The organism is Burkholderia sp. HI4860, assembly GCF_002223045.2.
In the GTDB taxonomy this organism is placed as follows: Bacteria; Pseudomonadota; Gammaproteobacteria; order Burkholderiales; family Burkholderiaceae; genus Burkholderia.
Map to the genome: position 1 here is coordinate 1,299,909 of NZ_NKFO02000001.1, position 26,060 is coordinate 1,325,968.

General features: G+C 65.1%; 18 protein-coding genes. 10 read left to right on the forward strand and 8 right to left on the reverse strand.

The window, feature by feature from the left end:
* Positions 1-236: 236 nt before the first annotated feature.
* Both CFB34_RS05875 and CFB34_RS05880 read left to right on the forward strand, forming a co-directional pair.
* Positions 237-1,844, forward strand: a complete 1,608-nt coding sequence (locus CFB34_RS05875) for a S53 family peptidase (protein ID WP_089441615.1) — start codon at positions 237-239, stop codon at positions 1,842-1,844.
* Between the two features lie 75 nt (positions 1,845-1,919).
* Positions 1,920-3,596, forward strand: a complete 1,677-nt coding sequence (locus CFB34_RS05880; RefSeq protein WP_089441616.1) for a peptidase S1 — start codon at positions 1,920-1,922, stop codon at positions 3,594-3,596.
* A gap of 60 nt (positions 3,597-3,656) precedes the next feature.
* Here the strand turns inward: CFB34_RS05880 and CFB34_RS05885 are convergent, their stop codons facing one another.
* The 4 genes from CFB34_RS05885 to CFB34_RS05900 form a co-directional block, all read right to left on the reverse strand.
* Positions 3,657-4,877 carry an ISL3 family transposase gene (locus CFB34_RS05885; RefSeq protein ID WP_242808571.1) on the reverse strand — a complete coding sequence of 407 codons (1,221 nt, stop codon included), beginning with the start codon at positions 4,875-4,877 and terminating at the stop codon, positions 3,657-3,659.
* Between the two features lie 101 nt (positions 4,878-4,978).
* A complete protein-coding gene (nadE, locus tag CFB34_RS05890; RefSeq protein WP_089441618.1) occupies positions 4,979-5,827 on the reverse strand; it encodes an ammonia-dependent NAD(+) synthetase in 849 nt (282 codons plus the stop codon).
* A 242-nt stretch (positions 5,828-6,069) separates the two neighbouring features.
* The gene (locus CFB34_RS05895) at positions 6,070-6,939 is read right to left on the reverse strand and encodes a DMT family transporter (RefSeq protein WP_089441619.1); all 870 of its coding nucleotides are present in this window, start codon (positions 6,937-6,939) and stop codon (positions 6,070-6,072) included.
* A gap of 202 nt (positions 6,940-7,141) precedes the next feature.
* Entirely contained in the window at positions 7,142-7,327 is a 186-nt protein-coding gene (locus CFB34_RS05900; protein ID WP_006480515.1) for a hypothetical protein, read from the reverse strand.
* A 208-nt stretch (positions 7,328-7,535) separates the two neighbouring features.
* On the opposite strand from CFB34_RS05900, the gene CFB34_RS05905 reads away from it, so the two are divergent.
* Both CFB34_RS05905 and CFB34_RS05910 read left to right on the forward strand, forming a co-directional pair.
* On the forward strand, positions 7,536-8,294 hold the full coding sequence (locus tag CFB34_RS05905; RefSeq protein WP_069252505.1) for a DeoR/GlpR family DNA-binding transcription regulator: 759 nt from the start codon (positions 7,536-7,538) through the stop codon (positions 8,292-8,294).
* Between the two features lie 105 nt (positions 8,295-8,399).
* Positions 8,400-10,193 (forward strand): phospholipase D-like domain-containing protein, encoded by a 1,794-nt coding sequence (locus CFB34_RS05910; protein ID WP_089441620.1) that lies wholly within the window; start codon positions 8,400-8,402, stop codon positions 10,191-10,193.
* 75 nt (positions 10,194-10,268) lie between these two features.
* Here the strand turns inward: CFB34_RS05910 and CFB34_RS05915 are convergent, their stop codons facing one another.
* From CFB34_RS05915 to CFB34_RS05925, 3 genes are all read right to left on the reverse strand, one after another.
* Positions 10,269-10,943, reverse strand: a complete 675-nt coding sequence (locus tag CFB34_RS05915; protein ID WP_011353990.1) for a TetR family transcriptional regulator — start codon at positions 10,941-10,943, stop codon at positions 10,269-10,271.
* Between the two features lie 116 nt (positions 10,944-11,059).
* Positions 11,060-12,328: an FAD-binding oxidoreductase gene (locus tag CFB34_RS05920; RefSeq protein WP_089441621.1), complete on the reverse strand. Its 1,269-nt coding sequence runs from the start codon at positions 12,326-12,328 to the stop codon at positions 11,060-11,062.
* 155 nt (positions 12,329-12,483) lie between these two features.
* Positions 12,484-13,968 (reverse strand): amino acid permease, encoded by a 1,485-nt coding sequence (locus CFB34_RS05925; RefSeq protein WP_306427085.1) that lies wholly within the window; start codon positions 13,966-13,968, stop codon positions 12,484-12,486.
* 134 nt (positions 13,969-14,102) lie between these two features.
* On the opposite strand from CFB34_RS05925, the gene CFB34_RS05930 reads away from it, so the two are divergent.
* Together CFB34_RS05930 and CFB34_RS05935 are read left to right on the forward strand one after the other, a co-directional pair.
* Positions 14,103-14,384: a hypothetical protein gene (locus CFB34_RS05930; RefSeq protein ID WP_143329479.1), complete on the forward strand. Its 282-nt coding sequence runs from the start codon at positions 14,103-14,105 to the stop codon at positions 14,382-14,384.
* A 311-nt stretch (positions 14,385-14,695) separates the two neighbouring features.
* Entirely contained in the window at positions 14,696-16,207 is a 1,512-nt protein-coding gene (locus CFB34_RS05935; RefSeq protein ID WP_089441623.1) for an aldehyde dehydrogenase family protein, read from the forward strand.
* A 105-nt stretch (positions 16,208-16,312) separates the two neighbouring features.
* Here the strand turns inward: CFB34_RS05935 and CFB34_RS05940 are convergent, their stop codons facing one another.
* Positions 16,313-18,760, reverse strand: coding sequence for a DUF3772 domain-containing protein (locus tag CFB34_RS05940; protein ID WP_089441624.1), 2,448 nt, complete (start codon positions 18,758-18,760; stop codon positions 16,313-16,315).
* A gap of 467 nt (positions 18,761-19,227) precedes the next feature.
* On the opposite strand from CFB34_RS05940, the gene CFB34_RS05945 reads away from it, so the two are divergent.
* The 4 genes from CFB34_RS05945 to CFB34_RS05960 all read left to right on the forward strand — a co-directional run bounded on the left by CFB34_RS05945 (position 19,228) and on the right by CFB34_RS05960 (position 26,031).
* Positions 19,228-23,877: an RHS repeat-associated core domain-containing protein gene (locus CFB34_RS05945; protein WP_242808572.1), complete on the forward strand. Its 4,650-nt coding sequence runs from the start codon at positions 19,228-19,230 to the stop codon at positions 23,875-23,877.
* Positions 23,878-23,892: 15 nt separating this feature from the next.
* Entirely contained in the window at positions 23,893-24,489 is a 597-nt protein-coding gene (locus tag CFB34_RS05950; RefSeq protein WP_089441787.1) for a hypothetical protein, read from the forward strand.
* 324 nt (positions 24,490-24,813) lie between these two features.
* Entirely contained in the window at positions 24,814-25,212 is a 399-nt protein-coding gene (locus CFB34_RS05955; RefSeq protein WP_089441625.1) for an SMI1/KNR4 family protein, read from the forward strand.
* A 162-nt stretch (positions 25,213-25,374) separates the two neighbouring features.
* Positions 25,375-26,031 (forward strand): hypothetical protein, encoded by a 657-nt coding sequence (locus CFB34_RS05960; protein WP_143329481.1) that lies wholly within the window; start codon positions 25,375-25,377, stop codon positions 26,029-26,031.
* Positions 26,032-26,060: the final 29 nt, after the last annotated feature.

The window sequence follows — 26,060 nt, forward strand, 5'->3', positions numbered from 1 at the left end:
GCGTTGCGCCGGCGCAGGTCGCGCGGCGCGGCGCCGCACGCGATGCAGGCCGCGCGCAACGCCGGCCCGCGCGTGCGCCCCGTCGCAGAACGGCGTGCGCGCAAATCGTCTGACTGTTCTAAACTCCCTGTTACTTCGCGCTGCGCGAACCGACCGACCGAACGGAACCGTCTCCCGCCGGCCCTGTCCGATTTCCTGGCTGTTCCGTGCAACGCGGTACCAAGGAGGGACTGAACATGGCAAGGCATCTTCACGCCGACCGTGAACCCCGAATCGTCGCCGAGTCCAAGTGCCTCGGCCCGTGCGATCCGGCAGAACGCATCCACGTCACGATCATGTTGCGGCGGCAGGAAGAAGGGCAACTCGATACGCTGCTTCACCAGCTCGCCACCGGCGACGCGCAAGCGAAACCGGTGTCGCGCGCCACCTTCGCGCAACGCTTTTCCGCCAATCCCGACGATATTCGCAAGGCCGAGGACTTCGCGCGTCGTCATCAGCTGACGGTCGATCGCGTCGATCCCGTTGAAAGCGTGGTCGTGCTGTCCGGCACGATCCAGCAGTTCGAAGCCGCGTTCAGCGTCAAGCTCGAGCGCTTCGAGCATCGGTCGATCGGCCAGTATCGCGGCCGCTCCGGCCCGATCGCGCTGCCCGACGAACTCGGCGATGCCGTCACGGCCGTGCTCGGCCTCGACAGCCGTCCGCAGGCGCGGCCGCACTTCCGGCTGCGGCCGCCGTTCAAGCCCGCGCGCGGCGGCGCATCGAGCGTCACGTTCACCCCGATCCAGCTGGCCTCGCTGTACGGCTTTCCGGCCGGCGACGGCGCCGGGCAATGCATCGCGATCATCGAGCTCGGCGGCGGCTACCGCGCGGCCGACATCCAGCAGTATTTCCGCGGGCTCGGCATCACGACGCCGCCGACGCTCGTCGACGTGAACGTCGGCACCGGCCGCAACACGCCGACCGGCGACCCGAGCGGCCCGGACGGCGAAGTCGCGCTCGACATCGAGATCGCCGGCGCGATCGCGCCGGCCGCGAAGATCGCCGTCTACTTCGCGCCGAACAGCGACGCGGGCTTCATCCAGGCCGTCAACGCGGCCGTGAACGATACGACCAACAAGCCGTCGGTGATCTCGATCAGCTGGGGCGGCCCGGAGGCGATCTGGCAGGCGCAGTCCGCGCAGGCGTTCAACCGCGTGCTGCAGGCGGCCGCCGCGCAGGGCATCACGGTGTGCGCGGCGTCGGGCGACAGCGGTTCGGGCGACGGGCTGCAGGACGGCGCCGATCATGTCGACTTCCCCGCCTCGAGCCCGTACGTGCTCGGCTGCGGCGGCACGCAGCTCGACGCGCTGCCCGGGCAGGGCATCCGCAGCGAGGTCACGTGGAACGACGAGGCGGCCGGCGGCGGCGCGGGCGGGGGCGGCGTCAGCACGCTGTTCGACCTGCCGGCGTGGCAGCAGGGGCTCACCGTCACGCGCGCCGACGGCAGCAGCGCACCGCTCGCGAAACGCGGCGTGCCGGACGTGGCCGGCGACGCGTCGCCGCAGACCGGCTACGAAGTGTCGATCGCGGGCACGGCCACGGTGATGGGCGGCACGAGCGCGGTCGCGCCGCTGTGGGCCGCGCTGATTGCACGGATCAATGCGGCGGCGAGTGCGGCGGCGGGCGGTGCGACTGCCGGCTGGATCAATCCGGTGCTTTACAAGAATCCGGGTGCGCTGCGCGACATCACGCAGGGATCGAACGGTACGTACGCGGCCGCGCAGGGCTGGGATGCGTGTACGGGCCTCGGCAGCCCGAACGGCGCGCAGCTCGCCGCGATCCTGACGCGCAAGCCGTCGAGCTGACGGCCGCGGGAGACGTCTTTCCGTATGGCGCGGGCTTCCGGTCCGCGCCTTTTTCTCACCTCCAGGAGCAGCACGATGGGCATCGATTCCGCATCTTCCGGCGGCGTGTATCCGCTGCATCACGGCGACCACAACTCGCATGGCGTGCCGCCGACCATCAACCCGGTCGCGCTGAGCCACGGGCGCGACCAGCCGTTCTTCGATCCGGTCGCGTACGGCAATGGCCCCGACGACTCGGTGACCGACACGACCGAGGCGGCCGCGATCACGCATCACACGATCCTGATCGACGGGAAGCGCATCGCGTACACGGCGACGGCCGGCCACCTCGTGACGGTCGACCCGAGCAGTTCGCAGCCGGCCGCGAAGCTCTTCTACGTCGCGTTCACGGCCGACGGCGCGAAGGAAGAAACGCGGCCCGTGACGTTCTTCTATAACGGCGGGCCGGGCTCGTCGTCGGTGTTCGTGCTGCTGGGCTCGTTCGCGCCGAAGCGCATCAAGACGTCGATGCCGGGCTTCACGCCGCCCGCGCCGTACCAGATGGAAGACAACCCGGACAGCATGATCGACCACAGCGACCTGGTGTTCATCAACCCGGTCGGCACCGGCTATTCGGCCGCGGTTGCGCCGAACAAGAATCGCAACTTCTGGGGTGTCGACCAGGATGCGGATTCGCTGAAGCAGTTCATCAAGCGCTACCTGACGAAGAACAACCGCTGGAATTCGCCGAAATACCTGTTCGGCGAATCGTACGGCACCGCACGCAGCTGCGTGCTCGCGTACAAGCTGCACGAGGACGGCGTCGACCTGAACGGCATCACGCTGCAGTCGTCGATCCTCGACTACCGGCAGGCCGGCAACCCGGTCGGCGCGCTGCCGACCGCGGCGGCCGATGCGTGGTATCACAAGAAACTCGGCGTCACGCCGGCGCCGACCGATCTCGGCGCGTTCGTCGAGGAAGTCGCGCAGTTCGCGCGCACCGACTACCTGACCGCATTGCGCAACGTGCCGCATGCCGACCCGGCCGCCGTAAAGAAGCTGTCGCAATACACGGGCATCGACACGGCAACGCTGCAGACCTGGGGGCTCGATATTGCCGGTTACAACGCGCGCGGCAATTCGCTGTTCCTGACGACGTTGCTGCAGGCACAGGGGCTGGCGCTCGGTTCGTACGACGGCCGCGTGACCGGGATCTCGTCGGGTATCGCCGGCAAGATCGACCCGAACTCCGGCGGCAACGATCCGACGATGACGGCCGTGACGGGCGTCTATACGGCGATGTGGAACAGCTACCTGAACGAGCAGTTGAAGTTCACGTCGAGTTCCGCGTTCACCGACCTGAACGACCAGGCGTTCCAGAACTGGGATTTCCACCACATCGACCCGACCGGCGCGCAGCAGGGCATCGATGCGCAGGGGAACGTGATCCTCTACACGGCCGGCGATCTCGCGGCGGTGATGGCGTTGAACGTCGACCTGAAGGTGTTGTCGGCGAACGGCCTCTACGATTTCGTCACGCCGTTCTACCAGACCGTGATCGACCTGCAGCAAATGCCGCTCGAGGATCAGAAGGTGCGGCAGAACCTGTCCGCGCGTTTCTATCCGTCGGGGCACATGGTGTATCTCGACGGCGGCTCGCGTACCGCGCTCAAGCGCGATCTCGCGGCGATGTACGACGCGACGGTCAGCGATACGGGCGCGCGGATGCGGATTCGTGCGCTGCAGGCGACGAAGACGGGCGGGCACGCGTAACGGTGCCCGTCGGCAGGACGCCGCGCGCAGCCGTGACGGTGCGCGCGGCGTTTTTTTGGTTCATCGCGGATTACCGGGGAACGCGGCGCGGATCTTGAGGAAGAAGTATTCCTCGTCGCGATACCCGTAGGCCCGACGTTTGATGACCTTGATGGTGTTGTTGATGCCTTCGACGACGCTGGTATTGAGCGGATGGCGGCAGCGGGCGAGGATTCCGTGCCAGTAACCCTGTAGGCGCTGCGCGAACAGTTGCAGCGCGGCAATCCCGCTTTGCCGGGCCTGCTCGATCCAGTGTTCCCAGGCCTTTTCCGCCCAGGCAGGCTTTCGGTAGAACCAGAGCCGTTTGAGTTCGTCGCGTAGCACGTAGACGCACAACAAGGGCTGATTCGCTGCCAGCAGTTCCTTCAGATGCACGGACTGCTCGGGCTTCAGGTTGTGGCGGTTGCGCAGCAGCAGCCAGCGACTGGATTTCAATACCTTGCGGGCCGGCCGGTCATGGCGTAACTGATTGGCCTGATCCACACGTACCCGATCGATCACCTCGCGCCCGTACTTGGCCACGACGTGGAACAGGTCGTAGACCACCTCGGCCTGCGGACACTGCGCCTTGATTTCCAACTCGTAGGCCGTGGTCATGTCGATCGCGACTGCTTCGATGCGCTCGGCGACACCCTCAGGAAGCTGCTCGAAGAAGGCGCGGGCCGTCTCGCGTGAGCGTCCCGATCCAATCCAGAGCACCTGCCGGCCGATCGGATCGACCACCACCGTGGCATACCTATGGCCTTTATGGAGTGCAAACTCGTCCATCGCCAGATAGCGGATCGTCGACCAGTCCGGCTCAGCCACACGCGCTTGCAAGCGCATCTTGTCGATCGATTTGACCGTGTGCCAGCCCAGATCGTAGAAAGCCGCCACTGCCTGTACGCTGGCCGCTTGCAGCAGTTTCTCGCAGGCCTTGGCAAATCGCTCCGTCACTCGCTGGTAACGGCCCAGCCACACCAGCTTCTCCAGTCGCGGACCGCCGCAGCGTTCGCACCAGACCCGGCGGCAGGGGACGTGCAGCACCACCCGGTACTCGAACAACGGCAGATCGCGCACGCGGCGAACCGTCGTCTCGTGGATTTGATGGCACCGTGCACCGCATTGCTCGCAGTACATCACCTTGCTGACCGGCTTCAAATGCAGCGACAGCGTACGGCCTTCTCCTTCCGGCCATTCCACCCGCTCTAACCGATAGCCCGTCCAGCAGCCCAGTGCCTGAAGTGCCTTGCGATCGAGCAATTGCTCCTCCTGACGTCCTTAAAGTCAGGCGTCAGGTTACGCAATCCCCCTCAAACGCTCCACGGTTTCCCGCGATGAACCGTTTTTTTAAGCTGGGCGGCTTACGCGGCCGGCCAGTCGAACATCGTGTACGGCAGCGCGCGCTTGTGGCGCGACGCGTCGTAGAAGCGCAGCACCGTTTCGTACACGTGGTCGGCGACGGGCTTGCCTTCGAGGAAGTCGTCGATCTCGTCGTAGGTGACGCCGTACGCGTGCTCGTCGGGGCGCAGCGGGCGCAGTTCCTCGAGGTCGGCCGTCGGCACCTTCATCACGATCAGTTCGTCGCCGCCGAGCGCACGGGCCACCGCGCGCACGCGACGCTTGTTCAGCCCCGCGAGCGGCAGGATGTCCGCGCCGCCGTCACCGAACTTCGTGAAGAAACCCATCAGCGACTCGGCCGCGTGATCGGTGCCGATCACGATGCCGCGCCGCGCGCCGGCCACCGCGTACTGCGCGATCATGCGCTCGCGCGCCTTGACGTTGCCGTGCACGAAGTCCTGCTGCGCCGGCGTCTCGAACGCATGGCCGGACGCGACCAGCGCGGCGAGCATCGCGTCGGCGGCCGGCTTCACGTTGACGGTCAGTTCCTCGTCCGCGCGGACGAACGCGAGCGCGCGCTGCGCATCGGCTTCGTCGTTCTGCACGCCGTTCGGCAAACGCATCGCGATGAAGCGGGCATCGTAGCCGCCTGCGCGCAGCTTTTCGACCGACAGCTGGGCGAGCCGGCCGGCCGTCGACGAATCGACGCCGCCGCTGATGCCGAGCACGTAGGTCCGCAGGCCGGTCGAACGAAGGTATTGCGCGAGGAATTCGACGCGGCGGTCGATTTCGGCCTCGGCGTCGAAGTGCGGGGCGACGTTCAGTTCGGCAATGATCGCGCGTTGGCGGCTGGCGTAATCGGCGGATGTCATGAAAGGAGTTCCGGAACGAAATCAAGGCGCCCATCATAAGCGCAATCGCGGCGCGGTGCCGCGCCGGGCGTGCGATCCGGCGATTTCGCGTTGCTTCGGCGAGACGGCCGCATCGCCGTGGTGCACGGCGGGCCGGGCGGGTGCAACGATGCCGCGTGACGGGCGTTCGCGCGGCCGGGATTCGATGCGTGTGGCGGCTGATGTGGGCGCGGCTGCATGGCGCCCCCACACGGCCGGCCGCGTCAGCGCCGCGCGAGCACGACGCCCACCAACGCGAGCGCGAAGCCGGCGAGCTGGATCGCCGCGAGCGTCTCGCCGAACAGCCAGTAGCCCTGCAGCGCGGCCAGCGGCGGCGCGAGGAACAGCAGCGACGTCGCGCGTGCGGCGTTGCCGCGCCGCAGCATCCACATCAGCATCGTGACCGCGCCGCCGGACAGGAACACGACGCCCCACACGAGCGACACCCACAGCGCCGGCGCGCCGATCCAGCGCGTCTCGTGCAGCAGCGCGACGAAGATGGCCGCGACGACGGCTGCCCCGAAGTTCTGGATGGCAACCGCCGTGCGCAGGTCGCTCTGCGCGAGCTTGCCTTTCTGGTACAGCGAGCCGGCGGTGATCGACCCGACCGCGAGCACCGAGACGGCGACGACGAGCCACGCCGGCGCGGCGCCCGGCGGCGGCGCGACGCCGCCCGTGACCTTCGGCGCCAGCACGAGTGCGACGCCGGCGAGGCCGAGCGCCATGCCGAACCAGCCGCGCGCGGGCAGGCGCTCGTTGAACAGCGGGACGGCGAGCACGGCGGTGGCGAGCGGCTGCAGTGCGCCGAGCAGCGCCATGACGCCGGCGTTCAGCCCTTGCGCGACGGCCCAGTAGCTCGCGCCGAGATAGACGCCCTGCAGCAGCGCGCCCGCGATCAGGTGGCGCGGCCATTCGCGCCGGGCCGGCCACGGCGCGCGAGAAACGAGCGCCACCGCGCCGAACAGCGCGGCCGTGCCCGCGAAGCGCGCGAGCAGGAACAGGTTCGGATCGGCGTAGGGCTTGATTGCCCGCGCAACGATGAAGCCGGTGGACCAGAGGGCGACGAAGGCGGCGGCGACGAGCGAGGTCAGCATGCGTGGCGGGCCGCGACGCGGCCGGACAGAATCGTGAAGTCGGCCAGTATCGGGGGAAGCGATGCGGGCGTCTTGTCGAATCCTGCACTCGTGCCGCGTGCCGCGCAGGCGGCCGGCTGTCGATGCGGGTTGGGCGGGCGGTGCCGGGGGGAAGGCGGCGGGCGCCGCCCCGGAATGCGGAGTGAGCGTGAAGCCGCGGAGATCAGTCGATCGAGAACGTGTCGAGCGGCTGGTTGGCGCGTGCATCGGTCGCGAAGCGCGCGGCGAGCTGTTCGTAGAGCCGGCGGGCCTCGTCGAGCGTCAGGTCGATCCAGTACGGATCGCCGGCCGCGTCGTTGAGACGTTCGGGCGGAAACTGGATTTCGATCACACTGCCTTTGCGGTACATGGCGCGAGCCCCTTTGCTTGGTCTGTCGTTCGGCGAAGCGCAAAGTGTAGCAACCGGCGCCGCGCCGATTCGCGCGCGTCAGGCAATACAGAATTTCGCTTTCGGGAAACGCGGCCCGGCGGGTTTCCCGCCGCAGTCAAATGCCGGTCAAACGGCCGTAATACAATGGTTGGCTTACCCATAACCAGTCGCCTCGGGCGCACACGCGATGCTGGCGGAACAACGTCATCAATTCATCCTGTCGGAGCTCGGACGGTCGGGCGCATTGTCGGTCGCGGAGCTGGTCCGCTCGCTCGACGTGTCGCGCGAGACCGTGCGGCGCGACCTGAACGCACTGGCCGCACGCGGCCTGCTCGTGATGACGCACGGCGGCGCGCTGGCCGCGGATCGCCGCGAGCCGAGCCTGTCCGAACGCGAAGCCGCGAACGCGGAGGCGAAGCGCACGATCGGGCGCCGCGCGGCCGAGTTCGTGCCCGACGATGCGTCGGTGCTGATCGATTCGGGCAGCACGCCGCATGCGGTTGCGCTCGCGCTCGCCGACCGTCACCGGCTGTCGATCTACACGAACGACTGGCGTACCGCGTTCGTGCTCGCGCGGCGCAACGGCAACCGCGTGACGCTGCTCGGCGGCGAGCTGTCCGACGACGAGGACGCCACCTTCGGGCTCGACACGATCCAGCAGCTGGCGCAGTACCACGTCGATTTCGCGTTCGTCGGCGCCGGCGGCATCACGCCCGACGGCGAATGCACCGACTACTCGCGGCTCGCGGCCGAGGTGCGCAGCCGGATGATCGCGGCGGCCGGCACCGCGATGATCGTTGCCGACCATTCGAAATTCGGCCGCGTGACGCCGGTGCGGATCAACGGCACCGGCGCCGCCCGTTATCTCGTGACCGAGCGCGCACCCGACAAGGCCGTGCGCCGTGCGCTGACCGCGCGCGGGATCGAGCTGCTCGTGTGCGACTGACGCGCGTCCGACATACAAGGTTCATCGAACCGTCATCCGCAGGGAAGAACTGCCGTCAAGACTGACCCATTCACCTCGACCGGCCGCAAGGCCAGGGAGCAACGAATGACCGTCAGCGTGCGCAGCTATCTTTCCCCCACCTTGGTCCTGCTGGCCTTCGACTGGCCCGATGCGGCGTCGCGGTCCGATTTCCTCGGCTTCGCGATCCGGCGCACGCCGGGCTTCTGGTCGGCCGACGGCAAGACGCGCGCGCCTAACAGCTGGTTGCCGAACCGCCTGACGTTCGACGGCCCCGCCGCACAAACTCAGGGCGATGCGCCGACCGACCAGGCGCCGATCCAGAAATTCATGTGGTGGGATGCACGCATCGATCCGCAGGATCGCGGCGCGGCGTTCCGCTACGACGTGTATCCGGTCGTCGGCACGCCGGCGAACCTGCAGGTGCTCGACGCGCAAGCCGGCGTGTGCGACGTCGTGCTACCCGCGCACATCGAGGACGGCATCGGCACGTGGTTCAACCGCGCGGTGGTCAGCTCGCAGGCCTTCGCGAGGCAGGTGGCGGCGCTGGGCCTCGCGCCGAATGCGGCGCCGAGCGCGGCGCAGGCGCTGAAGCTGCGCACGTGGCTCGCGAACGACATGGAGCAGGTGTTCGCGGAGATGCTCGACCCCGCGTCGCGCGCCGCGTCGGCCGTCTATCACCTGACCGACACGCTGTGGGCGCTGCCCGCGTTCGAAGCGTTCGGACGCCAGCACGGCGAAGCGTCGCTCGCGATCGTCTATGACGCGCACACGACGGCGCGCAAGGGCAAGCCGCCGCTGCCGTCGCCGAACCAGCCGGCCGTCGATGCGCTGCAGGGTCTCGCGACGCTCGCGCCGCGCGACAAGACGCACATCATGCACGACAAGTTCATCGTGACCGATGCGTCGTCGAATGCCGCGCCCTCGCGCGTGCTGACCGGTTCCGCGAACTTCACGACCGAAGGGCTCACGGAGCAGGCGAACGTGCTGCACGCGTTCGATTCGCCCGCGCTTGCCGCGCTGTACAACGATCGCGCGCATGCGCTGGCCGGGAATCCGTCGATCGCGGAGACGGCGAAGCTGTCGCCGGGCTGGTCGGCACCGATGACGATCGGCAGCGCGCAGGTGCGGCTCGCGTTTTCGCCGGAGCCGGCGGGGCAGCGCACCGAGATCGACACGATCGTCGCCGCAATCGCGGCCGCGAAGCATTCGGTGTGCTTCTGCCTGTTCATGCCGACCGACGCGGCGCTGCGCGACGCGTGTTTCGCGGCCGGCGACCGCGGGCTGATGATGTTCGGGCTGGTGAACAAGATCAACGTGGGTAGCGCGACGAAGGCCGATGCCGGGCAGCAGGGCGGCCAGACGCTCGATGCCGCGACGCTCGCGAACCTCGAGCTGTACCACCGCAGCCGCGACAACCACGACGTGATCGATGCCCAGTATTTCTCGCCGGCTACCGTGCCGCAGGGTTTCGAGCCGGAATTGCGGTTGTTTCCGGGGGAGCCGGCGCCGGCCTTTCCGCCTGTCGTGATCCATCACAAGTTCATCGTGATCGATGCGGAAGGTGCGAATCCGGTCGTCTATACGGGCTCGGCGAACATGAGCCGCAATTCCGAGCAGTACAACGACGAGAACCTGCTCGAGATCCGCGACCAGCGCATCGCGGCGATCTATCTCGCGGAATTCCTGCGGCTGTACGAGCACTACCGCGCGCGGGCACTGGCGATCAATGCGAAGCAGCACGGCACGGACGGCGGCACGGGCACGCATGCGCGGCTCGCGCTTGCACCCGATTCGAGCTGGGCGAAGAAGTATTACGTGGCGGGAAGCCCGGAAGAGAAGGCGCGGATCGCACTGGCGTCGACCGCGCCGACGGACTGACTCACGAGGGAGCGCCGGGCGCGGATGTCGCGCGCCCGGCTCGAGTCTGGCAGGGAAACCGGCCGGCGCCGCCGCTTATGCGGCGACGTAGCGCAGCACGGCGTCGGCGATCGTGTCGCGGTGCCGCGCGCGCAGGCGCGGCGCCGACGGATCGCGGCCGAATGCGGCGCCGAACGTGTAGCGGTTCGACACGCGGTGGAAGCAGAACGAGCTGATCAGCAGGTGCAGGTCGAATGCGTCGATGTCCTTGCGGAACGCGCCGCTCGCCGCGCCGCGCTCGACCAGTTCCTCGAGCGTCTTGATGATGCTGACGTTGCGGTTCTTGAACGACTTGAGCTGTTCGAGATACTTCGCGCCGTGGATGTTCTCGATCGACACGAGGCGGACGAAGTCGCGATGCTTGTCGTGATAGTCGAACGTGAATTCGACGAGGCGGCGCATGCCCTCGCGCGGCTCCATGTCGCCGACATGCAGCTCCTGCTCAAGCGCGCGGATGTCGCCGTACACCTTCTCCAGCACGGCCTCGTACAAGCCTTCCTTGCTTTCGAAGTAGTAATAGAGCATGCGCTTCGTCGTGTTCGTGCGCTCGGCGATGGCATCGACGCGCGCGCCGGCCAGGCCCATCGCGGAGAACTCCTGCGTGGCGACGTCAAGGATGTTGCGCTTGGTTTGCTCGGGATCGTATTTGCGCCGCGCATCGGACGGAAGCGCGCGGGTGTCGGACGTGGCGGCCTTGCTTCCTGCTTTCATGTGGACTTATTGTGGCTTCGGCGGCTTGGAAAAGCCATTCTAGCATGTGGGAAATTCCCGCCCGGCCGACCTTCCGCTCTAATCGGCAGGGCGGTTTCGGCCGCCGTGGCCGCCGCTCAGCGGCGGCAGGACGCGAGCGCGTCGCGGGCCTGGTATGCCGTATACGTGAGCTGGGCGGCAGCGAGGCCCGCCAGCCCGAACGTGCGCGTGAGCCCGAACGCGTTGAAGCCTTCCGGCACCGGCCGGCCTTCGGCCAGCGTGGCCGCGAGCACTTCGCCGGCCACCGTGGTCGGCGCCATCCCGTGGCCGCCGAACGCGATCGCGTGCCACACGCCGTCCGCGTCGCGGCCGATCTGCGGCATCTTGTGCCGCGCGTAGCTCATCAGCCCGCCCCACGCGTAGTCGACCTTCACGCCTTCCAGTTGCGGATACACGCGCAGCAGGTCGCGCCGCAGCAGGCGCGCGATCGCGTCGGGGCCGCGGTCGAGCACGGAGATCCGGCCGCCCCACAGGATGCGCGTGTCCTTCAGCGGACGGTAATAGTCGAACGCGAAACGCGTGTCGTAGATCGCGTACGGTGCGTCGATCGCGTCCGGCAGGCGCGCGCCGAGCGGTTCGGTCGCGATCACGTAGGTTGCGATCGGCAGCACCGCGCGCTCGATGCGCGGCGACACGCCGCGCGCGTAGCCGCCGCCGGCGAACACGACGTCCTTCGCGCGCACCGTGCCCTGTGCCGTGCGCACGACGTAACCGGCGCCTTCGCGCGCGATGCCGAGCGCGGCCGAGCGTTCGTACACCCGCGCACCGCCGCGCGACGCGGCCGCCGCGACGCCGAGCACGTACTTGAGCGGATGGAAGTGGAAGGCGTTCGGCTCGAACAGGCCGCCGTAGTAGCGCTGCGTCTTCAGCCGCTTGCGCAGCGCGTCCGTCGAAACGGGCTCCCAGTCGACGCCGAGCTCATCCTTCATCAGCGTGCGCACGCCGTCGAGCCGGGACGGATCGTCGAACCAGTTCGCGAGCATCACGCCCTGGTCGACGATGTCGCAGTCGATGCCGTAGCGCGCGATCCGCGCGCGGATCAGGTCGACCGCGTCGACGGTGAGCCGGTACAGCCGGCGCCCTTCGTCGCGGCCGAGCGTGCGCAGCAGGTCGGCGTTGTCGAGGCTGTAGCCGCCGAAGACGAAGCCGCCGTTGCGGCCCGATGCGCCGAAGCCGACGCGTTCGCTGTCGAGCACGACGACGTCATGCACGCCGCGCTCGACGAGGCCGAGCGCCGTGCACAGGCCGGCGAGGCCGCCGCCGACGATGCAGACCTGCGTGTCGATCGTGCCGGTCAGTTGCGGGTAGGGCTGGCGGGTAACGGTGGCTTCGTAGAAGTTCTGCATGCGATTTCGTTGACTCTTGACGGCGGAAAAACAGGCGGCGCGCGTCGATCTTGCCTGAACGTGCGCGCCGCGTCGAATGGGGGTTGCCTGGGCACCGGCTGCCGCGCTCGCATGGCGGCCGGTGCGATCCGGGTCGATCGGGCCGATCCGCCTGATCAGGTGCCCGGCGTCGGGTTGGCCGGACGGGCGACGTAGCCCGCGTAGCCGGTTTCGGCTTGGGAGGCGGGCTCGGGCGTCGCGTTGAGTTCGATCCACGGTGCGATCTCCATGTCTTCGTAGCGCACGAGACGGCATTTGCGCACGATTGCGTAGCCGAGCCAGATCGCGAGGAAGAACGGCAGGCCGATGTAGGTCGCGGCGACGCCGACCCAGTCGATCTTGTCGGAGAGGAACGCCTGGTAATCCTGGCCGAGCGCGATCACCGCGCACAGCACGAACGCGAACAGCGGGCCGAACGGGAACCACTTCGACCGGTACGGCAACTGGTCGAGCCGGTAGCCCTGCTTCAGGAAGCCCTTGCGGAAGCGGTAGTGGCTGACCGCGATGCCGAGCCACGTGATGAAGCCGGCCATGCCCGACGTGTTCAGCAGCCACAGGTACACGGTCTTGTCGCCGTACAGCGACGTGAGGAAACACAACGCGCCGACGGCCGTCGTCGCATACAGCGCGTTGCGCGGCACGCCGCCGCGCGACAGCTTCGCGAAGATCTTCGGCGCACGGCCTTCGACCGCGAGGTTGTAGAGCATCCGCGTCGATGCATACATGCCCGAGTTGCCGGCCGACAGCACGGCCGTCAGGATCACCGCGTTCATCACGCCGGCCGCGAATGCGAGGCCCGCGTGGCGGAACACGAGCGTGAACGGGCTCACGCCGATGTCGGTCACGTCGCTCTTCAGCAGGTTCGGATCGGTGTAGGGAATCAGCACGCCGATCACGAAGATCGCCAGCACGTAGAACAGCAGGATGCGCCAGAAGATCTGGCTCACCGCGCGCGGGATCGTCGTGCGCGGGTTTTCCGATTCGCCGGCCGCGACACCGATCATTTCGGTGCCCTGGAACGAGAAGCCCGCGATCATCGCGACGCCGAGCATCGTCGCCCAGCCGCCGGCGAACGGCGCGTCGCCGATCGTGAAGTTGCCCCAGCCGGCGCTCGGGCCGCCCTGCATGATCCCGAAGATCATCAGCAGGCCGACGCCGACGAACGCGAGCACCGTCAGCACCTTGATCAGCGCGAACCAGTATTCGGCTTCGCCGAAGCCGCGCACCGACAGCGCGTTGAGCGCGAAGATCAGTGTGAGGAACAGCGCGCTCCACCAGACGCCCGGCACATGCGGGAACCAGTAGTTCATCACGAGCTGCCCGGCGACGAGCTCCACGGCCAATGTCACGGCCCAGCTGTACCAGTAGTTCCAGCCGAGCGCGAAGCCGAAGCCTTCGTCGACGAACTTCGCGCCGTAGGTCGCGAACGAGCCCGATACCGGCATGAACGCGGCCATCTCGCCGAGGCTCGTCATCAGGAAATAGACCATCAGGCCGATCACCATGTACGCGAGCATGGCGCCGCCGGGGCCGGCCTGCGAGATCGACGCGCCGGACGCGACGAACAGGCCCGTGCCGATCGAGCCGCCGATCGCGATCATCCGCAGATGGCGTGCCTGCAGCGCACGGTGGAGGGACGGCTTCGCGGGCGGCGAGCCGGAGGGGCGGGGCGAATCGGGGCGGGCGTCTGAATGCATGGCGGGCGCTGGGCGCTGTCTCCGGGATTGTTTTTTCGGTGACGAAGCGCGACGCGTTGCCGGCCGCGGGCCGGGCAGCGGTGATGCGTGCCGAAACGGGCCGGATGAACCGGGCCGCGATGCGTGCGCCTTCGTCTGTCGTCCGGCAGCCGTGGTGGCGGCCGGCGGCGCGCCGGGTGCGTTGCACCTCGACGCCGCAACGATTGTGTGTGCGCGGTGCACGGGCGGCAAACGATATTTCCGAACAGGGTGATGCGGCTTTGTCATCAACTTATGCGCCGTCGCAGCATCGCCAATGCCCGTTCACCGGCCTTGGGTAAGTCTGATATCAGCGAAGAAACGCACGGTGTCATCCCGCCCGGGTGTTGCGTTTTCGGAATGAAGTCGTGAGTTAATATCAATAGCGGCCCGACTTGTGGCCACCGACAATGTGTTTCATGGATCGTGCCCTGCGAGGCGAGGGCGCGCCGTCCGGCGGGTTTCCGGCGGCGGCGCGGTGCGAGGCGCCCAACGGCGCACCGGGCCTGCCGCGGGGCGCATCCGCTTGCACAGGGCGCGCGAACGCGCTCCAATCGAATCACGCGGGCGGCGTTGCCGCCGCACCGATCAATCTGTCCCTGAAGAGGAAGTGATGCAATTCAACGACATTCTTGCCGCGCTCGATATCGATCTCGCGCAGTGGAAAGGCAATGCGCTGACCGCGCGTTCGCCGCTCGACGGCGCGACGCTCGCGACGCTGGCCGTCGACACGCCCGCCGACGCCGAGCGCAAGATCGACGCCGCGCACGACGCGTTCCTCAAGTGGCGCACGGTGCCGGCGCCGGTGCGCGGCGAGCTCGTGCGCGTGTTCGGCAACGTGCTGCGCGAGCACAAGGCCGAGCTCGGCCGCCTCGTCACGCTCGAAGCCGGCAAGATCACGTCGGAAGGCCTCGGCGAAGTGCAGGAAATGATCGACATCTGCGATTTCGCGGTCGGTCTGTCGCGCCAGCTTTACGGCCTCACGATCGCGTCCGAGCGCCCGGGCCACCGGATGATGGAAACGTGGCACCCGATCGGCGTGTGCGGCGTGATCTCGGCGTTCAACTTCCCGGTCGCGGTGTGGGCATGGAACGCGGCGCTCGCATTCGTGTGCGGCGATTCGGTCGTGTGGAAGCCGTCCGAGAAGACGCCGCTGACCGCGATCGCATGCCACGTGCTGCTGCAGAAGGCGATCCGCGAATTCGAGAAGACCCACCCGGGCGTCGCGCCGGCGGAGCTGAGCCAGCTGGTGCTCGGCATGCGCGATGTCGGCGAGGTGCTGACGGCATCGAAGAAGGTGCCGGTGGTCAGCGCGACGGGCAGCGTGCGGATGGGCCAGGAAGTCGCGAAGGTGCTGAGCCAGCGTCTCGCGCGCGGCATCCTCGAGCTCGGCGGCAACAACGGGATGATCGTCGCGCCGAGCGCCGATCTGGATCTCGTGGTGCGCGCGGTCACGTTCGCGGCGGTCGGCACGGCCGGCCAGCGCTGCACGACGCTGCGCCGCCTGATCGTGCATCGCAGCCTGGTCGACCAGCTGCTGCCGCGCATCGAGAAGGCCTACGCGTCGGTGAAGGTCGGCAACCCGCTTGAAGAAGGCACGCTGGTCGGCCCGCTGGTCGATCGCGCGTCGTTCGATGCGATGCAGAAGGCGCTGGGCGATGCACGCGAGCAGGGCGGTGAAGTGAAGGGCGGCGAGCGCGTCGACGTCGGTCACGCGGATGCATACTACGTGCGTCCGGCCATCGTACGGATGCCGAAGCAATCGGCGGTGGTCGAGCGCGAAACGTTCGCACCGATCCTGTACGTGATGGTCTACGACAACTTCGACGACGCGATCGAACTGCACAACGCGGTGCCGCAAGGCCTGTCGTCGGCGATCTTCACGAACGACATGCGCGAGGCCGAGCAGTTCATGTCGGCAGCGGGCAGCGACTGCGGGATCGTCAACGTGAACATCGGCACGAGCGGCGCGGAGATCGGCGGCGCGTTCGGCGGCGAGAAGGAAACGGGCGGCGGCCGTGAGTCGGGTTCGGATGCGTGGAAGGCCTACATGCGCCGCGCGACGAACACGATCAACTACAGCCGTCAGCTGCCGCTGGCGCAGGGCGTGAAGTTCGACGTGTGATGCGGGGCGCCCGGGAGGGCGCTGCGTAGGAGTAGAAAGGGCCGGCTGCCGCGTTGCGGTGCCGGCCCTTCGTTCATCTGCGCGACGGCAAGCGTGCGAGCCGCGTCATGCGTCTCCCGCCGCCGGCATGTTCTGCACGACGAGCATCTGCGGGCTCGACAGCGTGATGCCCGCCGCGCGCAACTGCTTCAGGATCTCGAACAGCAGGTCGCTCTTGGTCGAGCCGGCGATCCGCGGGCTCGACACGTAGCCCGTCACGCTCAGCGTGATGCCGTCCGGCGTGAGCTGGCTGAACGTGACCGACGGCGCCGGCTTCTCGAGAATCGCCGCGTGCGAGCGATAGGCTTCGAGCAGCAGGTCGCGCACCTGCTCGGGATCGGTGTTCAGCGGGAACGTCAGCACCAGCGTCGCGACGCCCTGCGTGCTGTTGCCCATCGTCACGTTGCGCAGGTTCTGCGAGATCAGTTGCGAGTTCGGCACGATCACGGTCGAGCGGTCGCTGAGCTGGATCTCGGTCGCGCGTACGTTGATGCGGCGGATGTCGCCTTCGACGCCCGCGATGCTGATCATGTCGCCCACCTTCACCGGGCGCTCGGTCAGCAGGATCAGCCCCGACACGAAGTTCTTCACGATCTCCTGCAGGCCGAAACCGATACCCACCGACAACGCACTGACGATCCACGCGAGGTTGTTCCACCGGACGCCGAGCAGCCCGAGCGTCATCAGCACGAGCAGCACGTAGCCGACGTTGGTGAACAGCGTGATCAGCGACACGCGCATCCCGGTATCCATGCCGAGCGCGGGCATGAACTCGCTGTCGAGCCAGCGGCGCAGCGAGCGCAGCAGGTAGAAGCCGATCGCGAACCCGATCACGGCGTTCATGATCCGGTCGGGCATGATGTTCAGGCTCTGCAGCCGCTGGCTGCCGATCATCGCGACCGCGCTGTCCATCAGGTCGCCCGGTGTCGTGCCGAAGCCGCCCGTCAGCAGCGCGATGGCCGCGATCAGCATCAGCAGGCTCGTGCCGAAGCCGGACAGGACCGTGCGGGCCTGGTCGAGGTGGCGATCCTCGAGCGCGAACAGGTGCTTGATCTGCTGGCCCGTCGTCAGGCTCGACGAGAATAGGCTTTCGCTCGCGTCGCGCGTCAGCTGGATCAGGATGTAGGTGGCGCCCAGCACGATCTCGAACCACACGAGCTCGTAGGTAATGAAGCGCGCGACCGTGATGTAGCCGATCAGGAGTGCGATCAGGGTCGCGATGATGGCGAGCGTGACGGCGGCATGGATCAGCCCGGCGAGCGTCGAGCGCTGCTCGGGCGCTTCGCCGGCGGCCGCGAGCGCGCTGCGCGCGCGGTTCGAGCGCAGCAACGATGCACCGACCGTCACCGCGACGACGAGCGACACGATCCCGCGGCCGAACAGCGTGACCGACAGGCTGGTGTCGACGATCCGGTTGATCGACTCGAGCGTGCCGGACACCAGCAGCAGCGCGGCCAGGATGCCGGGGAACGGCTTCATCGCGAGCGCGACGGGATCGGCGAGCGCGGGCAGGCGCCACGAAGGATGCTTCGTGCAGAGCAGCGCGCGGCCGAGCCCGGCGATCAGGGCACAGGTGGCGGCGAGTTTCGCGAACTGGTCCCACAGATCGTTCAGCGCCGGCGTGAGGTCGTAATGGCGCGCGACGGCGAGGTAAAAGATCTGGACGGCGATGGCGGTTGCCAGCAGCGTCGCCAGCGCGGTCGACAACGCCAGCGCGCTGCGGCGCAAACGCGTGGCCGGCAGGCGGTTCACGCAGAACCACGCGAGCCCGCGCTCGATCAGCCGGCGGCCGCCGATCCATGCCGCGAATGCGGCAACCAGCAGCAGCACCGTGATCGCCTTTTGCCCGGGTACCCACGACGAGCGCAGCATGTCGAGCATTTCTTCGTCGAAATCCCCGAGCCGCTGGGCGTCGTCCGGCGAAAGATGGAACAGCGGCAGCCAGAACTGCGCACTGAAAATGCCGCCCGAACGGAACGCGAGCTGGTTCTTCAGCAGGCCGCGATGCAGCTTCGCGAACTGCTCGTTCAGGTTCGTGAGGCTGGCCTTCTGGTCGGCGGCCTGCTTCAGCGCCGCGTCGATCTGTGTCTTGCGCGCATTCAGCGTGGCCCGCTGCTTCGCGACGGCCGGCGTTTCCGGTGCGGCACCCTCGGCAGGCGGGGGGCCGAGCACGTCGAGCTGCCCCTGGATCTGCGCACGCTGCGGCACGAGTTCGCTCTGCAGCTTCTCGACATCGGTGCTCAACTCCTGCGTCGAGTCGCTGAGCCCGTCCAGCTCCTTGCTGTTGGACGCGTTCGAGGTCTGCTGCTTGATGCGGTCGAGTTCGGCCTGCATCTGCTTGAGCTGCGCGATGGCGTCGTTCAGCGAGATGGCCGGGACGGGCGCGCCGACGCCGCTCGCGTTCGGGGCCGAGGCGGCCGCCGGAAACGCCGACGCGGTCGCGATCGCCGCGAACTGCAGCAGCGCGATCAGGGCGATCCGGCGAGCGTAGATGGATAGTCGTTGTATGGACATGGAATGCTTACGATTTGCCGACAATTCAGGTCGCCGAAGGGCGCCCGGAAGCCGGTGGTTGGCCCGGTAGCATGTTACCGGGGTGTGGGGACGAGCGATGTCCGAATCTGCGGGGGCGGAATTGGGGCGCGGTGAGGGGGGGCGGGCCATTTCCGGCGGCTTGTGCTCCGGTTTACGGGGCTTGCGTGGATCGTGCCACGCAGGAAAGGTCGCGGTTCGTGGTGCCCGGTGACGCTGACGGGCCAGATAGATGGTTACCGAATTTACATAACATTCGGGGCAAGGCGTGCCAACAAATAGGGTGCAATGCGCCGTTTCGGGGGTGGGCTAGAGAGCCGTGACCTTTCATTTTCCGGTCGTCCATTCGTCGGTACAATGCCGCGGGTCGCTGGCATGACCTCCATGAGATGAACCGGGGACGGCTGCAGCGGGCCAAAAAAACGAACAACGAGAAGAAACCTGAGAGCATGGCAGATCAAAAACTCCCGCCGGGCGCGGAATATGAGCAGGCCACCCCGTGGCTGACCGATGTGCATCCGGACGACGTCGTGGCGTCCGGCGAAGGCTTCAACGCGTGGCTGATCAGCGTGACGAACGGCTACGTCAACGTCGACCGGCTGGCGACGGTAGCCAGCATGATTCCGGTCCTCAACAACCTCATGGCGCTGGCCGACGCCCTGACCGACATCGTCTCGATCATCCGCAAGCGTGGCGGTGAACTGCTCGACTATCTCGGGCTGGCGATCAACCTGATCGGCGTGATTCCGTTCCCGCCGGTACTGGCGCCGATGCGCCTCACGGCACGGCCGCTGCTGGCGCTGATCCGTAACCAGCTTCTGATTCACAAGCGCGACATCGGGGCCGCGGTCGTGTCGATCGTCGTCACGCACGTGCAGGCGTCGTTTTCGACCGAGGTCGAGGATTTCCTGACGAAGCTGCAGGCCGTGGTCAACGACCTGATCGACCATTGCGCGGCGAAAGCGCAGGAGATCTTCACGGGTCTGGCCGACGGCATCGACGCGGTGGTGGCGGGCAAGCTGTTCGATCCGACTAAGAACGAACGGCAAGCCGCCGAATACCGGCAGTTGATGAAGAAGAGCGGATGGCTCAGCAAGGACCTGGTAAAGGGGGCGTGGGGTTATCTGTCCGAGTCCGGCGTGGCACTCGGCAAGCGCAACGTCAACTCCGCCGGCAGCACGGCGGCAGGGCTCGTTCCCGAGGAGTACGTCGCGCCGATTCGCTCGATTGCGGCGTCGTTGCGCACGTTGGCGCCGGTGGTGGTCGCCAAGATCAAGGAACTGAAGGGCAGCGACGAAGGCAAGCTGATGTGGCTGCTGCTGAAGCTGATCAATGCACTGCGGCACAAGCGTGAAGCGATGCGGACCGCATCGATCAAGTCGCAGGGCACGACGGAAGCAGAGGCCCGGCGGCCGCAGGTGCCGCTTGCGGCGGCGAAGAAGGAGGCGAAAGCGAAGGGCGCAGGTGTCGACCATTGCGAAGAGTGCGGGGTAGGTGCATCGGTCGGCGCGATCAGCTATTCGTTCGGCGACGAGACGTTTTCCCATGCCGATTTTGACTTGCCGGGTGCGATGCCTGTCGTGTGGATGCGGGTCTATCGGTCCCGGCTGGCCGGATACGACGACGGCGAACAGGGTGCGCGCTGGCTGTCGCCGTACATGACGCGGATCGATGATCGGGGCGGTAAGTGGATCTACAGCGACTCAACCGGCCGCAACATCGAATACCCGGCGCTCGCTGCAGGTGCGGTTCACGACGATCGCGTGGAAGGCGTCACGCTGAGCCGGCTCGACGACACGTGGGTGACTGTCGCGTACGGTCACGATTTGCTTCATGTCTACGAGAAGCGCGGCGATTCGTTCCGCCTCGCATTGCAGAAGGACCGCGCGGGCAATACGATCGCGCTCGATTACGACGACGCGAATCGCCTGGCGCGGCTCGTCAGCTCGGCCGGCCATACGCTCGCGTTTCGTCACGACAGTCACGGGCGTATCGCAACGATCGAGCAGATCGTCGACGCGAATACCCGCAGGACACTCGCGCAGTACGAATACGACGAGAACGGCGACCTGGTTCGGGCAACTGATCGTTACGGCAACGCACGCCAGTATGCGTACCATCGCCACCTGATTACCCGCTACACGGATCGCACGGGCCGCGGCATGAACCTCGAGTGGGAGGGGGCCGAGCGCGACGACAATACGAACGCACAGTGCGTGCGTGAATATGCCGATGACGGCAGTCACGACATTCGCCTGATGTGGCATCCGAACATCCGGTTGACCTATGTGACCGATGCGTTGGGCAACGTCACGCGGTACTACTACAACATCCGCGGGTACATGTACCGGATCGCGTATCCGGATGGCACCGAGGAGTGGATGCGGCGCGACCAGGACAACAACCTGGTGATGCACGTTCATCGCGACGGCGGCATCGAGGAGATGGACTACGACGCGCGCGGGAACATGACGAAGCACTATCGCGTCGACGGGGCGGTTGTCGCGATGGAGTACGACGACAAGGATCAACTCGTTCGACTCAAGGATCCCGAAGGGTACGTGTGGGAGCGTTCGTATGACGACGCGGGCAATCTCGTGGGGCAGAAGGATCCGCTCGGGCGTGAGACGAAATACGCGTACAACGCGGCAGGGATGCCGGTCAAGATGGTCGATGCCAAGGGTGGTGCGACTTCGCTCGTCTATGACGACGCCGGGCAATTGCTGCAGTACACCGACTGTTCCGGCAAGGTGACGAAGTGGCGCTACGATACCGATGGGCGACTCGCGCAGTCGATCGACGCTGCGGGCAATGCCACGGTCTACCAGTATGGCAAGAATGGCGGGTTGAGCGAGATATCGTCGGCGGCCGGTACTGTTCGATTCACGCATGATGCGGAAGGCCGGTTGCTGTCCCAAACCGATCCGATGGAGCGCGTCACGCGTTTTTCGTACGACGTGGCGGGGCGTGTGGCAAGCCGCGTCGATGCGCTCGGCTATACGCTTTCATATCGCTATGATCGTCTCGGTCGCTTGACTGCATTGACCGATGCGAATCGCGCGACCTATCAGTTCCACTACGATCCTGCGGGGCGCTTGCTGGAAGAGATCGGTTTCGACGGCAAGCGGACGACGTACGGATACGCCGAAGGCACGCTGCAGCCGGTGAAGATCGATGAGGCCGGGCAGGTGACGGAACTCGAGTTCGATCAGGCCGGCCGGATTACGCGCCGGACCTCGGGGGCCAGCGAGGAGCGGTTCGCGTACGACGCGAGCGGACGGCTCATCGAGGCGCGCAACAGTCATAGCCGGATGCAGGTGTTCTTCGATCCGGTCGGTAATCCGGTTCGCGAGCATCACGCTTACCGGTTGTTCGGCGAATCGCGCAGCTACGTGTGGCATCACGAATACGATGAAATCGGCACGCGGATCAAGACGGTTCGACCCGATGGGCATGTGCTGGACTGGCTGACCTATGGCTCTGGTCACGTACACGGGCTCGTGCTCGATGGCGAGGAGCGAATCCAGTTCGAGCGTGACGATCTGCACCGCGAAACGGGGCGGACGCTGTCGAGCAAACTGGCGCAGCAGACGCAATACGATCCGGCCGGCCGGATTGCCCGGCAGGCGGTTCGGCGATCGAATGCGCCGGCTGCGCTGGCCGAGCGCCGGTATCGGTACGATGCCGTTGGACAACTTGAGCATATCGAGGACAGCCGGAAGGGGCTTATCAGTTATCGCTATGACCCGATCGGCCGCCTCATTGCGGCGATCGGGCCGCTCGGCGCGGAGCATTTTGCGTTCGACCCTGCAAGCAACATCGTTGATCCAGGCAGCCCCAAGCACGCGCGCACGCCGGGGCTGGCGAAAGCGAGCCCGGTGGTGCCGGACAGCGTGGACAGCACGTTGCCGCCCGAAGTGCCGAAAGTGCTTGGCAATCTGTTGAAGGAATACGCGGGCACGCACTTCGAATACGATGCGCGCGGGAATTTGATCGGGAAGCGTTCGCCGTCGGGGAGGCAGGAGTACGAGTGGGACGGATTCAACCGGTTGAGAGTCGCGCGTGTCGAGGAATCTGAGCGGCAGCATGAAGCGCGGTATTTCTATGATCCGTTTGGACGTCGGATTGGCAAGGACGTGGACGGCGTGCGGACGGTGTTCGGCTGGGACGGTGATCAGCTTGCTTATGAAAGCAGCGAGGGCGGCGCGACGCAGTATGTGTACGAGCCGGAATCGTTTGTGCCGCTTGCCCAATATGTGACGGCGCAGCCGGTTGCGGGGATTCAGACGCCGGTGTGGCGAGAAGGCGAGCCGTATGTGCCGGAGAATGATCCGCTGCAACGTGTACCGGAACGGCAGTCGGACGCGCATTTGTTCTACTACCACTGTGACCAGATCGGTACGCCGTTGCTGATGACGGACGAGGCCGGCGAGGTAGTGTGGGAGGCGGCGTATCGGGCCTGGGGCGAAGCGAGGGAGGTTATCGCGAGGGTGTCGCAGCGGGCGGGCATCGCGCCGCGGAACCCGATTCGGTTTCAAGGGCAGCAGGAGGATGCGGAGACGGGGCTGAGGTATAACCGGAATCGGTACTATGATCCGAGTAGCGGGCGATTCGTATCCAAAGACCCGATCGGACTCGCTGGTGGCATCAACGTCTATCAATACGCACCGAGCCCTGTCCAGTTCGTTGATCCGTTCGGCCTTGCAGCAAAGAACCAAATTGGCACCTATGGAAAATTAAATGGAGGCGATAATGTAGGTGATGGCCTCGAAGTTCATGAGCTCGTTCGCCACGAGGCGTTGGTGAGAATGGGGTGTGCCAACAAGCGACGCAGAAACAAGGATAATCCGTCGATTGCAGTTGAGCCAAATACTCATGACTCAATTCACTCAAATGAGAATGCTCTGGCGAGAATGCATTTGGGGCTTGGTACAAATGCATTTGATTTTGATCCAAAAACGGGTCGGCCATCGAAGAGACAGATGGATGTTTGGCAGGGGGCAATTCGAAAATCTGGTGTTTCTGCCGCCGATGCAAAGAAGCTTCGCAAGAAGGCAATGGCTTATCTGAGGACGCTCGATTGCTGTTGTGATAAATGATTTGAGGAGGTGAAAGTGTATAAGGAACTGGTTTTTTCCCCCTTGAGGCCGACCAAAGGTGATGCATACGTCGGTGGAGGAGCTTATCTTCCGGCCGAAATTCGATGGCCCGTATCTGGTAACGGCGAACCTTTAACTCATCTGATGAGCCTTCCCGGGTGGTGGTTCAATGAAAACCTTAAAGACGATAATTTCTGGATTTCCATATTTATTCCGTACGTAAGAGATCAGGTTGGGCATTATCGGCAGCTTCGTGAAAGGGATGGACGCTCTGAGGCGGTTGTTGTCGGGTACCTAGCGAGTGAATCCCTCCGAAATGAAGGCGCAAGTGAGATCAACGAAGTTGGTGGGGTCGCAATTTCACTGAGCAGTGATGCTGACGATTCTGAGAATCTTGCCTCGAAAATTGACGGAGTAGATGCATGGTTGCAGCGCTCAATTGCAGTGCCATGCATGCATAGAAGAATGTCGATATACGGTGGTGACCTTGATTTGGCGCTGCCGAATTATAAGGGCATACTTTCAGATGGTATGGGATATCTGTTTGTTGATAGTGCTGAGCTTGAGAGGAAGAGCGCAGAGTTAGGTAAATTCTTTCTTCAACTTGGCTAGATTTCATGTAAATCGGTAAAGGCGCGAGGGATCGGTGCGATGAAGGTGGTAGCCGACAAGGCGGGGCACATGAAGCATACGTTTCCCCTCGCGTTTGACTAGATAAAGAAGGCATCAGCGAGATGCCGAGCACTTCGGGATCCGTCCACACCCAAATCTCGGGTATGCAGTGGGCATTCCAAAATCAAAATGGCTTCAATACGGATGTACGGACAGAACTTAACGAGGCTGCTCGGCAGATGAGGGCGGCAGGTGTCCAAGAAGCTGTCGTGCGACGAGCGATACGGCAGAATAACAAATATTTCGACTGTTTGAGAGCTTTCAATGCTAAACAAAGCGTATCTTGGCCAACACTTCGAACTCAGAATCCCGGCGACCCTTAGCCAGATTAATGTTGCAGAGGCGAAGGCTGGGTTGTCTTTTTCTAAAGAATGCGTTGAATTTCTTTCGATTACTAACGGTCTAAATTCGGCGGGTTGCTTGGCTCTTCATGAAATAGAAATTTTTCCTGAGAGAAATGTCAAATATGAAGTCCAGAAGTATATTCCTGGATATTTTATGATCGGAGATGATGGCGGTGGCCAAGCAATTCTGATTAACTCTGCCGGAGAAGTATTTGAAGTGGGGATGGGGGTAATGAACCCGAATTTTTTGGAGAGATCGGCTGACTCGCTGACCGATCTGTTGGTGAATCTCAAAGGCTTGACGCTTGGGGAGAGGTGAATCCAAGGTCGCGCCACTCGGAGCCGTTGATCAAAAGTCCGGTGGCTTCGTGTTGTTTGTGCGCACGGACCCAATGTCAATGTGAGAAGCAAGACTGCCAGATGAGGCCGGTGGTACAAAAGGGGCGCGAGTACTTCTGTTGATGCTTGGGATTAGCGATAGTTGGATTTGCCGGGCGAGGAACTGTCTGCCGCGAAGTATTACGTTCTGTCTCAAAGAGCGGACCCGGGATGCCCGATCGGCATGCTGAATGGCGCGCTGTACGACAAGTACTATCAGGACACCACGAGTGTAGGCGTCGGATACTTCCCCTGGTATGCAAACCCGTCGCGCGGGAAGGCGCACGAAAAATTTCCGGATGGCGTCGTCTTCATCACCCAAGACGATCGGTACGATTTCGATGTCCGCGCAGACTTGGGTTTTCATTACCTGATGAGCGAAAGATTTGGTGCGGTCGTTTCTGAACTGAACGTGCCGATGGTGGACGTCGCACCGGTCAGGATTTTGTCTTTGGAAGGAACGCTCGCATCGAGAGACGGCTATTGCGTTGCAATCTTCCCGAGCTTTCGACCTGAAGAGGTGGACGGCGGCGAATCGAAGTTTGTAGACGGGAAATTTGGCGGAATTGCAAGAATAAGGAAACTGGTTGTATCCGACGATTTCGCATGCCCTATCTTCAAGCTGATCGGCATGGAAGGGAGCAGCAACGCGCTGATCTGCTCCGAGGAATTTCGCCACGAAGCCATCAGGGGTGGCATCAAGGGAGTCGAATTTCTGGATGCAGAGAGCGTCGATTGGCCGGCGGTGAAGCCCGTATGACGTTGTGCTCCGATCGCCAGTGACGGTGG

Coding starts and splice junctions, on each gene's coding strand:
- CFB34_RS05875 (WP_089441615.1), top strand. CDS start 237: ATGGCAAGGCATCTTCACGCCGACCGTGAACCCCGAATCGTCGCCGAG.
- CFB34_RS05880 (WP_089441616.1), top strand. CDS start 1,920: ATGGGCATCGATTCCGCATCTTCCGGCGGCGTGTATCCGCTGCATCAC.
- nadE (WP_089441618.1), bottom strand. CDS start 5,827: ATGACATCCGCCGATTACGCCAGCCGCCAACGCGCGATCATTGCCGAA.
- CFB34_RS05895 (WP_089441619.1), bottom strand. CDS start 6,939: ATGCTGACCTCGCTCGTCGCCGCCGCCTTCGTCGCCCTCTGGTCCACC.
- CFB34_RS05900 (WP_006480515.1), bottom strand. CDS start 7,327: ATGTACCGCAAAGGCAGTGTGATCGAAATCCAGTTTCCGCCCGAACGT.
- CFB34_RS05905 (WP_069252505.1), top strand. CDS start 7,536: ATGCTGGCGGAACAACGTCATCAATTCATCCTGTCGGAGCTCGGACGG.
- CFB34_RS05910 (WP_089441620.1), top strand. CDS start 8,400: ATGACCGTCAGCGTGCGCAGCTATCTTTCCCCCACCTTGGTCCTGCTG.
- CFB34_RS05915 (WP_011353990.1), bottom strand. CDS start 10,943: ATGAAAGCAGGAAGCAAGGCCGCCACGTCCGACACCCGCGCGCTTCCG.
- CFB34_RS05920 (WP_089441621.1), bottom strand. CDS start 12,328: ATGCAGAACTTCTACGAAGCCACCGTTACCCGCCAGCCCTACCCGCAA.
- CFB34_RS05925 (WP_306427085.1), bottom strand. CDS start 13,968: ATGATCGCGATCGGCGGCTCGATCGGCACGGGCCTGTTCGTCGCGTCC.
- CFB34_RS05935 (WP_089441623.1), top strand. CDS start 14,696: ATGCAATTCAACGACATTCTTGCCGCGCTCGATATCGATCTCGCGCAG.
- CFB34_RS05940 (WP_089441624.1), bottom strand. CDS start 18,760: ATGTCCATACAACGACTATCCATCTACGCTCGCCGGATCGCCCTGATC.
- CFB34_RS05945 (WP_242808572.1), top strand. CDS start 19,228: ATGGCAGATCAAAAACTCCCGCCGGGCGCGGAATATGAGCAGGCCACC.
- CFB34_RS05955 (WP_089441625.1), top strand. CDS start 24,814: ATGCTAAACAAAGCGTATCTTGGCCAACACTTCGAACTCAGAATCCCG.